13 protein-coding genes and 2 tRNA genes are annotated in these 12,899 nt (G+C 53.5%); 1 reads left to right on the top strand and 14 read right to left on the bottom strand.

Translation table 11 applies throughout. The features are described 5' to 3' along the window. Positions 1-189: 189 nt before the first annotated feature. Complete coding sequence (locus B5E77_RS00070) at positions 190-783, bottom strand: PepSY domain-containing protein (protein WP_162609604.1); 594 nt, start codon at positions 781-783, stop codon at positions 190-192. 206 nt (positions 784-989) lie between these two features. Between B5E77_RS00070 and B5E77_RS00065 the strand changes: the two genes are divergently transcribed. Then, positions 990-2,033 carry an FAD:protein FMN transferase gene (locus tag B5E77_RS00065; protein ID WP_087163350.1) on the top strand — a complete coding sequence of 348 codons (1,044 nt, stop codon included), beginning with the start codon at positions 990-992 and terminating at the stop codon, positions 2,031-2,033. A gap of 40 nt (positions 2,034-2,073) precedes the next feature. Here the strand turns inward: B5E77_RS00065 and B5E77_RS00060 are convergent, their stop codons facing one another. From B5E77_RS00060 to B5E77_RS00005, 13 genes are all read right to left on the bottom strand, one after another. After that, positions 2,074-2,679 carry a copper homeostasis protein CutC gene (locus B5E77_RS00060; RefSeq protein WP_087163349.1) on the bottom strand — a complete coding sequence of 202 codons (606 nt, stop codon included), beginning with the start codon at positions 2,677-2,679 and terminating at the stop codon, positions 2,074-2,076. Between the two features lie 257 nt (positions 2,680-2,936). Continuing rightward, complete coding sequence (locus tag B5E77_RS00055; protein WP_087163348.1) at positions 2,937-3,704, bottom strand: hypothetical protein; 768 nt, start codon at positions 3,702-3,704, stop codon at positions 2,937-2,939. An 18-nt stretch (positions 3,705-3,722) separates the two neighbouring features. Next, positions 3,723-5,135: an FMN-binding protein gene (locus tag B5E77_RS00050; protein WP_087163347.1), complete on the bottom strand. Its 1,413-nt coding sequence runs from the start codon at positions 5,133-5,135 to the stop codon at positions 3,723-3,725. A 6-nt stretch (positions 5,136-5,141) separates the two neighbouring features. Further along, on the bottom strand, positions 5,142-5,306 hold the full coding sequence (locus B5E77_RS16930) for a hypothetical protein (RefSeq protein ID WP_162609603.1): 165 nt from the start codon (positions 5,304-5,306) through the stop codon (positions 5,142-5,144). Continuing rightward, positions 5,287-6,249: an RnfABCDGE type electron transport complex subunit D gene (locus tag B5E77_RS00045; RefSeq protein ID WP_087163346.1), complete on the bottom strand. Its 963-nt coding sequence runs from the start codon at positions 6,247-6,249 to the stop codon at positions 5,287-5,289. Before B5E77_RS00045 ends, B5E77_RS16930 begins: the two co-directional genes overlap by 20 nt. Beyond that, the gene (gene rsxC / locus B5E77_RS00040) at positions 6,246-7,625 is read right to left on the bottom strand and encodes an electron transport complex subunit RsxC (protein WP_087163345.1); all 1,380 of its coding nucleotides are present in this window, start codon (positions 7,623-7,625) and stop codon (positions 6,246-6,248) included. Before rsxC ends, B5E77_RS00045 begins: the two co-directional genes overlap by 4 nt. Before the next feature lie 116 nt (positions 7,626-7,741). After that, on the bottom strand, positions 7,742-8,242 hold the full coding sequence (locus B5E77_RS00035; protein ID WP_087163344.1) for a Gx transporter family protein: 501 nt from the start codon (positions 8,240-8,242) through the stop codon (positions 7,742-7,744). 28 nt (positions 8,243-8,270) lie between these two features. Continuing rightward, positions 8,271-8,636 carry a NusG domain II-containing protein gene (locus tag B5E77_RS00030; RefSeq protein ID WP_087163343.1) on the bottom strand — a complete coding sequence of 122 codons (366 nt, stop codon included), beginning with the start codon at positions 8,634-8,636 and terminating at the stop codon, positions 8,271-8,273. Between the two features lie 287 nt (positions 8,637-8,923). Beyond that, positions 8,924-8,995, bottom strand: a tRNA-Cys gene (locus tag B5E77_RS00025). A gap of 51 nt (positions 8,996-9,046) precedes the next feature. Beyond that, positions 9,047-9,118, bottom strand: a tRNA-Glu gene (locus tag B5E77_RS00020). A gap of 244 nt (positions 9,119-9,362) precedes the next feature. Beyond that, positions 9,363-10,328: a D-2-hydroxyacid dehydrogenase gene (locus B5E77_RS00015; protein ID WP_087163342.1), complete on the bottom strand. Its 966-nt coding sequence runs from the start codon at positions 10,326-10,328 to the stop codon at positions 9,363-9,365. 18 nt (positions 10,329-10,346) lie between these two features. Beyond that, positions 10,347-11,639, bottom strand: coding sequence for a fused HPr family phosphocarrier protein/2-hydroxyacid dehydrogenase (locus tag B5E77_RS00010; RefSeq protein WP_087163341.1), 1,293 nt, complete (start codon positions 11,637-11,639; stop codon positions 10,347-10,349). A 147-nt stretch (positions 11,640-11,786) separates the two neighbouring features. Continuing rightward, the gene (locus tag B5E77_RS00005; RefSeq protein WP_087163340.1) at positions 11,787-12,791 is read right to left on the bottom strand and encodes an MATE family efflux transporter; all 1,005 of its coding nucleotides are present in this window, start codon (positions 12,789-12,791) and stop codon (positions 11,787-11,789) included. Positions 12,792-12,899: the final 108 nt, after the last annotated feature.

Below are 12,899 nucleotides of genomic sequence, written 5' to 3'. Positions count from 1 at the left end.
ACTCTCATTTTTTGCAAAATAAGCATTCATTTTGCTCATTTTATTCTGGTTCAAAATAACTTGTGGTGCCCAAGAAACGAATCCATTTAAAACTGCCAAAGCCAAAACCCGATAAAAAAGGCAGCCGAACCACTTCAGCTGCCTCCACTCATTCTGATTTTTCCGTCACTTCCGACACAGTCCCCCTTCTCACTCCCTCATATCTGCATTCCAGTCAAAAATAATCCCGGTCTGGGCATCCATCTCAAACTCATACTTCATCCCATCCCAGTACAGCTCGCCTTCAAATCGAGCCTGACCGTCATCGCTTTCCTGCCAGATCTGCACCTCTTCTGCAGCGGCTCCGCCTGCTTTTCCGGCCACAATGGTTTTTGCCTCATCTTCGTCTGCCGGCGAACCGCCCAGCGAAGCCAGCCACTCTTCGTCTACCTCATAATCGGCGCCGACGATTCTGCCATCTGCGACAGCTATCTCATAATCATAGTCACCATAATCTGTCTCGAATTCCACCTGCCAGATGGAAATTTCATGCTCTTTATCCTGTTCGACCTTTACATTGTAAGCGTCGCCTTCCGATACTCCCGCGTTCTCCAACGCCAGCGCAAACGCACTGTCTCTGTCTGTCTCACCGGATGGCGCCTCAGGCATAGCTGACTCAGCTCCGGGACCCTGGTTCTCTGCTTCCGGCGCTGCCTGCCGATCTCCTTCGGCGGTGCCGCAGCCTGTCAGAATAAGGAAAAACAGCGTTGTTCCCGCAGCCACAGTCCATTTGTTTCTTTTCATTTTGATTTTTCTCCCTTCCTGTATCATGTATTCCCGGTGTTTTGTATGCTCCGATTCTGTAAATACTCTAATGGATTTCAGAGCTTTTCACTACCGTTATCTTGTAAACAGCCGCATGTCTGTGGTAACATATCTCCTGTAACACCGAAGCGTCTATAACCCTCATTATTCAAATACAGTCTTAGATTTACTTCAGGAGGATTTTCATGACAGATAAAAAGAAACTGGCATTTGTTATCATTCCGCTGGCTGCGGCTGTTCTGGCCATATTCGCTTTTTTTTACGCCAGGCAGCAGCAGGAACAGCAGAACCCGATTACAGCCACAGCCTTTAAATTAAATACCGTCGTAACCATCACCATCTACGATTCACAGGATACGTCCATCCTGGACGGCGCCATGGCGCTTTGCGATGAATATGAACAAATCTTCAGCCGCACCATGGAAGCAAGCGAGCTATACCAGCTCAATGCAGGTACGCTCCCCCGGGAGGACGGCGCTTTTGTCCTGTCGGAGCCTCTGTCAGACCTGATTTCCCAGGGCCTGTATTACAGCGGTCTTTCCGGCGGAGCCTTTGACATTTCCATCGCTCCCGTATCCTCTCTCTGGGACTTCACTTCCGGTGAAGCCATCCTGCCCGATGCCCGGGAGCTCTCCGAAGCTCTGGCGCTCGTGGACTATGAACAGGTCTTTCTGGACGGCGCCAGCCTGCGCTTTGGAATGGAAGGCATGGAGCTTGACCTGGGCGCCATCGCAAAGGGCTATATCGCAGACCGTATCAAGGATTATCTCATATCTCAGGGCGTGGAAAGCGCGATCATCGATCTGGGCGGAAACATTCTCTGTGTCGGGAAACGCCCTGACGGCGAACCCTTCCGCATCGGAATCCAGCGCCCCTTCGCGGAGCGGAGCGAGACGGCTGCCATCGTGGAGATAGACGGAAAATCTGTCGTTTCCTCCGGAATCTATGAACGGTATTTTGAAAAGGACGGCGTACTTTATCACCACATTCTGAATCCGGATACCGGATATCCCTATGACAATGGCCTGGTTTCCGTCACTATTATCTCGGATAACTCTGTAGACGGGGACGGCTTAAGCACCTCCTGCTTCGCCCTTGGCCTGGAAAAGGGTATGAAGCTTGTCGACAGCCTTCCGGATGTATACGCAGCTTTCATCACAGAGGACGGAGAGCTGCACTTCAGCGAGGGCTTTGAGGACGCGTTTGCTGTGGAATATACCGAATCCTGACCATAAATCATTTTCTACGTCAAGGAGTACACGGGGGAAACTACACAATCCGTTTTCCATGGAACGAGGTTACCTTAAGCTGCCTGGCAAGCTCCGCCAGCTTATCCTTTGTGATCCTTCCTGCGGCAACCACCTCCAAATTCGGAATGTCCTGAATTTCACGAAGCCTTGAGAGCCCCTTCAGGGCTGTCTCCTGCTGCCCCGAGGTCAGAACACGGTCAATGAGCCCCTGCGCGCTTAAGCTCCGAACCGCCTCCGCATAATCCGGCGTCTCGTCTATCGCCTTGTGGAAGGTCACCTTCAGATCGCCCTTACACTCTGCGATCCGTTTCATTTTTTCAAAATCCACCGTATGATCTTCCCGCAGGATTCCGGTCGAAATCCCATCCACGCCCAGCTCCCGGCAGATTCGAATATCCTCCAGCATTACCTGAAGCTCCGCGTCGTCATACACAAAATTCCCTCCTCTGGGCCGTATCATCACCACAATCGGGATCCGCAGCAGCTCCTTACATACTTTGATCGTGCCGTAAGAAGGCGTCGTTCCTTCCTCCGCCAGATTTTCGCAGAGCTCAATACGATCCGCGCCTCTTTCCTGTGCCTGAAGCGCTTCTCTTAAATTTCCTACCGCTGCCTCTTTGATCATTTTTGTTCCCCTCCTGATTTACATTACTGCTTTAAAAACTTCCTTTGCACCCACTCAAACCCTGGCTGAGAACAAAGGAAAGCAATTTCCGTTCTCTTACAGCCTTATCTGTCTATACTATACCAGGCGCGGCCCCTGCCGGCAAGAGACAGCCTGCTAAAAAAAACCGGCGGAACGGAGACCTCTGTTTCCTGCATTCCGGTAAACCCAGGCTCTCCATTCCGCCGGCCTTTCTTCCATGCCAGCAGTTATTTATATCAATAAATGCTCAATATCATATAGATAATCCCTGCCGCCAGCATATCCGCCGGAAGCCCGCGGTAGGATCTGCTCACCCGTGAAAACTTCAGCGTCTGCTTTACAGAGAAGAACAGAGCCACAGGTATCAGAATTGTCAGGACAAGGCCCGCCGCCTCTCCGAAGATCCTTGTGGTAAAGGGATGCAGAAGCAGCATGGCGGGAACCGCTGCCAGAAAGCTGTTCTGCCCTCTGCAGTCTTTTTTCAGGACTCCGTTTGTAAATGCCAGGACAAGGCCTGCCGCGATAAAGGCAAAGCAGGCTTCCCCAAAGGCCGCTGACTGGAAGGAAAGCTCCAGCACGGTATTTCCGAATATCTGTCCGCCCGCCGCAAATTCCCGGACGATGGCAAGCAAAATCCAAAAGCCCCAGGCAACTGCAGATTCCCACAGAAGATCCCCGTAATCTGCCTCGGCGTCACCGCGCAGCGCCTGATGCGCGCACAGAAGGCCGATCACAAAGGTCAGCGCCCACATGCCGGTATCAAGCAGGCTTCCAAGCGCCGCAAAACCAAGCAGGAATACAGAGGCGCACACCGCTCCGGACGCGATATAGACGCAGAGCCGGAGACTCCATGCAGGAAGGGCCTTTTCCAGAAGATTCTTTAATAATTCCGCAAACACTGCAGACAAAATCACAAGGATTCCGGCTGCAAAGGCTTCCCTCATGCCCGCGGAAAACAGTATAACTCCCAGAGCAAAGGCTTCTGCCGGATACTTTAGTTTCATACCGAACCCTCCGTTTCCTTATTTCACTGTCTGCAGAAAGCTATAAGCTTCATTGATGGCTGTCACGGCTGCTGTGGAGGATCTGGTTGCTCCGGATACGCCGTCCACCTGAGTGCCGTTCTGCGCTGCGGTATCTCCGCCGGCAGCCTCTGTGGTCTCCTCTGCAGCTTCTGTCTCTGTATCTGCCGTGCTCTCGATTCCTGCCGCCTGATCAATACACTGCTGCGCCAGGCTGATAAAGCCGTTTACAGAAATGCTCACGCCTGATACCGCATCTGTCTTTCCTTCCGCATCCGGATTCAGGAAGCTTAAGGATTGATTCTCAATCAGCGCCTCTGCCAGAGCCTTTGACTGCTCCGCCCAGGTCGGGCCGTCCTCTGTCATCACATACTCGCCGTTCTCAGACATCACGCTCTTTAAGGAACCGTCTTCTGCGACTGCTTCCCAGTTTACCTCTGTAATCTTTCCGTCAGCCACTGTAATCGTCACCTGATCCGTATAGCCATTGGACGCCTCGGAAGCTACTGCCTGATAGGTTCCGTCCGCAAGAGTCATCTCAGAAGCTTCCGGCTTCTCTGCGATTCCGGCTGCCTGCTCCAGGCACTGCTGCGCCAGACTGATAAAGCCGTTCACAGAAATACTTACGCCCGATACCGCATCCGTCTTTCCTTCTGCATTCGGGTTCAGGAACGTGAGAGACTGGTTCTCAATCAGGGCATCTGCAAGGGCTGCTGACTGCTCCGCCCAGGTCAGTCCGTCCTCTGTCATCACATACTCGCCGTTCTCGGACATCACACTCTTTGAAGAGCCGTCCTCTCCCACGGAATCCCAGTTCACCTCTGTGATCTTTCCGCCTGCGACTGTAATGGTCACCTGATCGGTGTAGCCGTCCGCGGGCTCCCCTGCTGCCTCGTAGGTTCCGTCATTCAGGACTGCTCCTTCCAGCGCAGCCAGATCTGCCGCTGTATCTTCTGCGGCTTCTGCTGTACTGTCCTCACCGGAAGCATCCGCGCTTCCCTCTGCTTCCACAGACATTCCCGGCAGATAGACGGGAGCCTTCGCGCCCGCAAACTGATCCAGGAACTCCGGCTCTGTGATTCTGGAGCCCAGAGTCTCTGTCTCGTTCTGCTCCAGCACTTCCACCTGGCGGATCGTTTCCGCATCGTCCTCAAAGGTCACGCGCAGAACGATATCTCCCACGTAGCCTGCCTCGCGGACCGTCACCCTGTAGGCGCCGTCCTCCAGACGCACAGCCTCCTCAATCTTTTCCGCGCCGCTTACGTCATATTCCTCTGCAGCAGCTGCCTCGCCAGACTGGGCGATTCCGCCTGCCATGTCCTGAGACAGGGCTCTCGATCCGGCGATCACGCCGAAGGACAGAGCTGTTACTACTATCAGTGCAAGAATACCTCTTAATTCTTTATTTTTCATATTCTGTTATTCCTCCCTACCCCCTAGGGGGTCTTCTCTTCCGGCTCCGCCGGAATTCACCTTATCCCCCAGGGGATTCTCTCTTCCGGCTCCGCCGGAATTCACCTTACCCCCCAGGGGGTTCTCTCTTCCGGCTCCGCCGGAATTCACCTTACCCTTTCCTGGTTCCATATACATGTCTCTTATTCAGCAGGGAAAGCCCTCCTGCGAGACAGTTGGCCGTCAGGATTCCGAAACAGATTCCTTCCGGATAAATACTGAAGATACGGATCGCCGCTGTGATGACTCCCGCCGTGACCGCATATAGAAGTCTTCCCCTCCTGGTCACGAAGGCGTAATCTGTCAGCATGTAGCAGGCGCCCATGATCAGTCCGCCTCCGAAGAGATTCAGCAGAATATCTCCGGTAAAAAGTCCTGCCGGTCCGAACACAAAGGTCAGAACAAGCACAGTTACAATATATACGACAGCTGCTTCTGCGTTGACGATGCCCATATAGCACATATACGCGAAGCCCACCAGCAGAAGAAGCTTGCTGGTCTCTCCCAGCGCCCCGGGAATCTCACCCAGGAACATCTGCAGATAGCTGTATCCGGCCTCTCCTCCGGTCTTCACCGCTCCCAGGACGGTCGCGGAGGATACCGCGTCCGCGTTCAGGGTCACAGGCGCGATATACTGCATAACCGCGCCCGGCCATACCACCATGGCCAAAAGACGGCCCATAAGCGCCGGATTCGCGAAGTTATTGCCGATGCCGCCGAACATCTGCTTCACTACCAGAATACTGAATATGGACGTCAGTACCACGACCCAGCCCGGAGCTGTTGCCGGCATATTGAAGGCCAGAAGCATTCCGGTCACCACCGCGCTGAAATCTCCTGCCGTCACCTGCTTTTTCGTCAGCTTCTGCCACAGATATTCCGTCAGCACGCACACGGCCACAGAAAGGGCCGTCAGATACAGGGCACGGATTCCGAAGAAATACACAGCTCCCAGAAGAGCCGGAACCAGAGAAATGGCCACATGGAGCATGACCCATCTGGTTGTCCGCTCTGTGCGCACATGAGGTCCGTTGATTACCCTTGCAGGCTTTGTCACTGCTTCTGCCTGATTCATGCCTTCTTCACCGCCCTTTCTCTCATTCTCTGCTTCACGGCGTCACGCGCCATCCGTGTCCGTACAGTCAGCTCGCGCTTTGCCGGACAGATATAGGAACAGCAGCCGCAGGCGATGCATTCGCTGGCATACAGCTTTTCGCAGAGGTCATAGTCCTCCTCCTGAAAAGCGAAATCAATCTGCCATGGGGAAAGCCCCGCCGGACAGGCGTTCTCACAGCCGCCGCAGCGGATGCAGGGCTGCTCCTCGTAAGCGGAATCCGGAAGAACAAGAATTCCGGATGTATTCTTTGTCACATAAAAAAGCTCATCTTCCCCGTTCCAGTCTGACGCCACACAGGGGCCTGTCATCGGACCGCCCGCAATCACACGGTTCTGTGGCACCGTGACGCCGCCGGCAAGCTTCAGCAGCTCCTTCGCGGACGTCCCTATCGGAACCAGATAGTTGCCGGGCTTCTCCACACAGCCTGTCACCGTCACAATACGCCGGTACAGCGGCATTCCGCCCAGAATCATATCGGCAGCCGCCCGGGCCGTTCCCACATTGGAAACGATCGCTCCCGCGTCCGCAGGAAGGCCTCCCATGGGAACCTCCCGCCCTGTAACCGCCTGGATGAGCTGGCGCTCGCCTCCCTGGGGATACTTCGTGGGAAGCACTCTTATCTCTACCTGCTCCTCTGCCTTCATGACGCCTGACTTCCGCGCCTCTTCCAGGATGCGGCTCAGGTTTTCCGCCGCCTGGGGCTTATTATCCTCCAGGCAGATATATGCATGCTTCGCTCCGGATCCCTTCAGCAGGAGACGCACGCCGTTTACCAGCGCATACCCTTCCTCCAGCATCAGGCGGTAATCACAGGTCAGATACGGCTCGCACTCCGCACCGTTAATCAAAAGCGCGTCAATGGGCTTGTCCGTCTCGTATTTTTTATGAGTCGGAAATCCCGCTCCTCCCATACCGGTCAGACCGCCGTCGCGGATGCCCGCCAGGATCTCCTCCCGCGATATCCCGCTGATATCCGCGGCCTCTGTCCTGTAAGCGGCCTTGCTTTCCTCATGCTCCTTTTCCTTCTGCACTATGCACGCCAGCACGCTGCGCCCCTGGCTTGCGACTTCCTTCACATCCAGAACCTTCCCGCTTACACTGGCATGGAGCGGAGCTGCCATAAAAGCCTCCGGCTCTCCGATCAGCTGGCCTTCTTCCACAGTGTCTCCCGGCTGTACCAGGATCCGGCACCTTCCGCCGAAGGACTGCTCTGAGAGAATCGTAACTGTCTTGGGCCAGTACTGCTGTACGGCTGCGTCCATAGACAAAGCCTTGTCAGACCCGTCTGTGGGGTGCACGCCGCCCGGAAATACAGATTTTCTTTTTTTCTGCATATCCTGTTTCTCCTTTAACCTCTTTCTTTACTTCCTTATCTGCTTCTTTGCTTGTTAAAATATTCACACGCTCAGTATCTTACCATACACCCTGCCATTCTGGCAAGGATTTTATTTTATACAATCCGCTTCCCTGAAAGCCTGCGGAGAATCAGCTGCGCACAGATCCCCGTAAAAGCCCCTGCCAGGCAGCCTGACACCAGAAGAAACGGAAGGTATGCCAGCACGCCGGCTGTCTGCGTAACCAGCACCGCCGCCGTGATCTGCCCGATGTTATGCAGCACCGCGCCAAAAACGCTGGAAAGCCAGATGTATTTCTCTTCTATGACCTTCCGCAGCAGAAGCATGCCGGCCAGGCAGAACACGCTCCCCGCCAGGCTGTAAATCAGCGCAGACATGACGCCGCCAAACAGGGCACCGAGAAAAACGCGCACGAATACAATCAGCATAACCTCCCCGGGCCGGTAATGATACACCGCATAGACAGTGATAATATTTGCCAGCCCCAGCTTTACGCCCGGAATCGGAAATGGATTCGGGATCTGCAGCTCGATCACAAAAATAATCAGCGCGACCGCCGTCAGCATCGCCAGCTCCGTCAGCCTCTTCGTCTTCAACCGCATCTCCTCCTTTGTCCTGCCGTCACTAGCCCGCCACCGCGTCCAGGCTGTCTGACCCTTCCGTAAACTGAATTACAAGATGATTCGGCAGGCAGACAATCGGAGCCGCCGAACGGAGCCATCCCATATTTACACAGACCTGATCCGGACAGTCCGCTTCCAGCACATGAATCTGGTGATCACGAATCTCAATCCGGTTTACCTGCCCGTTATATTCCACCTCGATAACCTGATCCTCTTCACTGTCCAGGTCAAAGCTGTAAAGCACAGTTCCATCCTGTACAATCTCTACCTGGCTGGTATCCGGCCTTTGAAGAACCAGAATGCTTCCCACGATCCCCGCCAGAAGCAGGATGCCGCAGAGAACAAAAAGCCAAATTTTCTGTTTCATTACTATATTTCTCCTGTTCCTTCCCGAAATTATACATCTTTTCTATTTAAAATATTAAAATACAAAATGCCCCCCTGTCCCCTTCCGATCTCATTGTACCCTGAGGAATACAGCTTCGCAATCAGAAAATAGCAGCCTTTTCTTCTCTTATTTCTGCTGATTTTCCGTCAATCTTCCAGAAGCTCCGAACCACAGCGCTCCCTGCAAAATATGGCGCGCTCCGGATTTTGCACAGAAAAAGAGCTGAATCCCTGTATATACAAGACCTTCAGCTCTTCCTCACTTAGAGGCGCAGACCGGATTTGAACCGGTGCATCAGGGTGTTGCAGACCCACGCCTTACCACTTGGCTACTGCGCCATATACCTATTATATTTTATCAAAGACGTACATATGCGTCAAGATTAAAAATGACTCCTACGGGAATCGAACCCGTGTTACCGCCGTGAAAGGGCGATGTCTTAACCGCTTGACCAAGGAGCCATATATACTGCCCCTTTGGGCTTTATCGCAGCGGCATCACTCATGCCGTGCCCGATTATATTATCATACTTCCATATATTTTGCAAGCACTTTTTTCATTTTTTTCAGCAGCTTCCGGGCAACACTCTGCGGTACTGTTTTTCTGCCGGCTGCCCCGCCCGCCTTACGGAAAGTCTCCCGCAAGCCGTCCTCTGCGCGGCTTGCGGGAGGCTTTTACCCGGCTGCTGTCTCCTGCCTGGCCTGCCTATCTGTTTACCACATTGATGGGAGCCCCGGCCAGAAAAGCCCTTACGTTCTCCACCGTGCTGTCCATAATCCTCTGGCGGCTCTCCCTGGAAGCCCAGGAAATATGAGGAGTAATGATACAGTTTTTCGCCTTCAGCAGCGGATTGTCTCCCCGGACAGGCTCTTCGCTCATCACATCCAGCCCGGCCGCATATACCTTGCCGCAGTTCAGAGCGTCCGCCAAATCCTGTTCTTCTATCAGCGGCCCTCTGCTGTTGTTCAGGATGATGACGCCATCCTTCATCTTTGCTATCGTATCGCGGTTGATGATTCCTTTTGTCTCCGGAAAGAGCGGACAATGCAGAGAAATGACGTCCGACTCCGCAAGCAGCGTGTCCAGGTCTGTATAGTCTGCTATGCTTTTCCCGCTTTCCCTCTCATGAGGACTGTACGCAAGCACCTTCATCCCCAGTGCCTTCGCAATCGTCCCGGTCTTCTGCCCGATTCTTCCGAAGCCGATGATTCCCATCGTCTTTCCTGCCAGCTCGATCAGCGGATAATCCCAGAAGCACCAGTCTGTGCTCTTCTCCCAGCGCTCCTGGTGCACCGCCTCCGAATGAGCCCCTATATGATGGCAGATCTCCAAAAGCAGCGCTATGGCAAACTGTCCTACCGCGTCCGTCCCGTAGGCCGGAACATTCGACACCGGAATTCCCTTTTCCTTTGCCGCCTCACAGTCAACCACATTATACCCTGTAGCCAGTACGCTGATAAATTTCACCGATGGGCAGAGCTCCAGCACTCTGCGGCTGATCGGCGTTTTGTTTGTAATCACCACGGAGGCGTCTGCAATCCGCTCTGCGATTTCCGTCTCGTCTGCCGCAGCTGTCCGCTCATATACGGTGAGCTCTCCCAGCCTTCCAAGCTCTTCCCAGCTCAAATCCCCGGGATTCTCCACACCGCCGTCCAGTACTGTAATCTTCATAACCTCTCCGCCTGTCTGTCAGGCCTTTACCTCCGCGTCTCCGTAATCGTTTCCTTCGTTAAAGTTGCGGGCATTTTCCATGGTCACCACTGCAATCGCCTGCATGGCTTCCCGGGTAAAAAATGCCTGATGGCTGGTCATCACTACCTGCGGGAACATCATCAGCCGGGCTGTGACATCTTCCGCAATCGCCTGATCGCTCCTGTCTGTATAGACATTATCATCCTCGCCCTCATAGACGTCCAGCGCCACCGCATGGAACTTGCCCTGCTTCAGCGCGGCAATCAGCGCCTCCGTATCTACAAGTCCGCCGCGTGCGGTGTTGACCAGCATGGCCGAATTCTTCATCAGGGCGATACTCGTCTCGTTGATAATATGGTGGGTAGAAGGAAACAGCGGCGCGTGAAGAGAAATCAGATCCGCTCTGCGGAACAGCTCTTCCTTCTCCACATAGGTCAGCAGGCCCTCTTCTTCCAGAGCCTTATTCGGATATGCGTCCCATCCAAGCACAGTCATTCCGTATCCCTTGCAAATCTTTGCCATGCAGATACCGATCTTTCCGGTTCCTACAATGCCTGCCACCTTATTGTGCAGATCCATTCCCAGCAGGCCGCTGAGGGCAAAGTTGTTGTCTCTCACTTTATTGTAGGCCTTGTGCAGACGGCGGTTAGCCTCCTGAAGAATCGCCATGGCATGCTCCGCTACCGCATAGGGAGAATAAGCGGGTACGCGCAGCACAGTGATTCCGTATTCCTTCGCTGCTTCCAAATCTACGTTATTGAAGCCGGCGCAGCGGAGCAGAATCAGGCGGACGCCATTGTCATGCAGCTGCTCTACCACCGGCCTGGATACGTTGTCATTTACAAACACGCATACAGCATCGTACCCTTTGGACATTCCGGCTGTCTCCGGCCCCAGGTTGGAGCTGAAATATTTAATCTCACAATTGTAGGTTCCTTCTCCTTTATCTCTGGAAAGCTCGCTGAAAAAAATTCTGTCATAATCCTTTGTGCCGAAGAACGCGATCTTTAAGATCTGGCCCGCTCTCTTTTCATTAAAGCTGTGATCGAGAACCTGCTGTACCGCCACATAAGCCTGCTCCTCATCCGCTCCCTCAATCCGGATCTCCAGCGTGTCGCCCTTCTTTGCATGCAGCGCCATCAGCTCCAGAACGTTCTGGGCCGAAGCAGTCTCCTCCTCCACGCTCACCGTGATCTGGCTCTTGAAATTCATGCAGCACTGTGCCAGCAGCGCGCAGGGCCGGGCGTGAACGCCATTCGGATTCGATACGACATACTTGATTTCTTTCATTGCAGTTACCTCCTCTAACCTTTTATCATAGTTTTACCACACAATACTTATGGTATAAGGTAAATTCCAAATACATCCTTATTTTACTATGTCAGAGGAAAAGGCACAAGACAGGAAACCGATAATTCCCCGCAATATCGCTGTATATCACAAGCTGCTGAGCCGCCTCTCCGGCTTCCCCGTCCTCTCGGAAGCCGCCGCATGATTTCTCCCCGAAAGTAAAATACGCAGAGCGGGAACCGCAAACAGCAGAGCCTTACATACGTTGTCTGCAATCATGCAATACCAGACTGCGCGAAGTCCCAGATCCCAAACCCGCACACACAGGAAGGTAAACAGGATCCGCACTCCCCACATGCCTGCAGTCTCTACAAAGAAAGCGTAGCGGGTCCGCCCCAGTCCGTAAAAAATTCCTTCCAGCACTACCATAAAGCCAAAGAAGGGCTCGGACAGGGCTACAAGACGCAGCATTTCTGCCCCGAGGCTCACCACTTCCTCCGCAGGAGAAAAAATACGCATCAAAAAACGCGCGCTCAAATACAGCAGCACGCCGCTTACGCACATCATCCCTATCGTAAGAAAAATACCGATTAGCCCAGTCCTTTTCAGCTTCTCCATATTGCCCTCTCCGCGGGCGCTGCTGATAAGCGTAGACGCCGCAGAGCGCAGGCCATAGCCGGGCACGTAGAAAATCGTTTCTGCAGTCACTGCAATGGAATGAGCCGCAAAGACGGTTGTTCCCATTCCGGATACGAGCCCTGCAAATACTACATATCCCAGACAGGAGACTATGCTCACTCCCAGCACCGGAAGCCCTGTCACAGCACATTCCCTCAGCAATCCCTTTTCCAGCGAAAACTCCTTCCATTTCCAGGTCAGAAGCCTGTTTTTCCGGCAGGCTCTGTACATCAGCACACCGGACAATACATAGGAGACCGCAGAAGAAGCCGCCGCCCCGGCCACTCCCAGATCTGCCGTGTAAATCAGCAGATAATTCAGCACAATATTCACTGCATTTGCCACCAGGCTGATCAGCATGGGTGTCTTTGTATTCTGGACAGCACGAAGCGCCGCGCCAAGCACAGAGCTGGCGCAGCGGAAAATCAAGGGCAGACTTATAATAAAAAAGTAGCAGGAGGCATCCTCCCGAATGGTGTGCTACCCGTCAAGAGGACAATGAAAAACAATAAATTTTTCTCCGTCAGCCGATACACGGCTGGCGGTATTTTTATGCTGCCTGTAATGTAAATTCATGAAATG

Source organism: Lachnoclostridium sp. An131 (assembly GCF_002160825.1).
In the GTDB taxonomy this organism is placed as follows: Bacteria; Bacillota; Clostridia; order Lachnospirales; family Lachnospiraceae; genus Laedolimicola.
Note: the sequence above shows the minus strand (reverse complement) of the source record. Positions and strands in the feature narration are given on the sequence as shown.

Excerpts from the sequence above, each read along its gene's own strand:
- B5E77_RS00070 (WP_162609604.1), bottom strand. The coding sequence starts at position 783 with ATGAAAAGAAACAAATGGACTGTGGCTGCGGGAACAACGCTGTTTTTC.
- B5E77_RS00065 (WP_087163350.1), top strand. The coding sequence starts at position 990 with ATGACAGATAAAAAGAAACTGGCATTTGTTATCATTCCGCTGGCTGCG.
- B5E77_RS00060 (WP_087163349.1), bottom strand. The coding sequence starts at position 2,679 with ATGATCAAAGAGGCAGCGGTAGGAAATTTAAGAGAAGCGCTTCAGGCA.
- B5E77_RS00055 (WP_087163348.1), bottom strand. The coding sequence starts at position 3,704 with ATGAAACTAAAGTATCCGGCAGAAGCCTTTGCTCTGGGAGTTATACTG.
- B5E77_RS00050 (WP_087163347.1), bottom strand. The coding sequence starts at position 5,135 with ATGAAAAATAAAGAATTAAGAGGTATTCTTGCACTGATAGTAGTAACA.
- B5E77_RS16930 (WP_162609603.1), bottom strand. The coding sequence starts at position 5,306 with ATGGAACCAGGAAAGGGTAAGGTGAATTCCGGCGGAGCCGGAAGAGAG.
- B5E77_RS00045 (WP_087163346.1), bottom strand. The coding sequence starts at position 6,249 with ATGAATCAGGCAGAAGCAGTGACAAAGCCTGCAAGGGTAATCAACGGA.
- rsxC (WP_087163345.1), bottom strand. The coding sequence starts at position 7,625 with ATGCAGAAAAAAAGAAAATCTGTATTTCCGGGCGGCGTGCACCCCACA.
- B5E77_RS00030 (WP_087163343.1), bottom strand. The coding sequence starts at position 8,636 with ATGAAACAGAAAATTTGGCTTTTTGTTCTCTGCGGCATCCTGCTTCTG.
- B5E77_RS00015 (WP_087163342.1), bottom strand. The coding sequence starts at position 10,328 with ATGAAGATTACAGTACTGGACGGCGGTGTGGAGAATCCCGGGGATTTG.
- B5E77_RS00010 (WP_087163341.1), bottom strand. The coding sequence starts at position 11,639 with ATGAAAGAAATCAAGTATGTCGTATCGAATCCGAATGGCGTTCACGCC.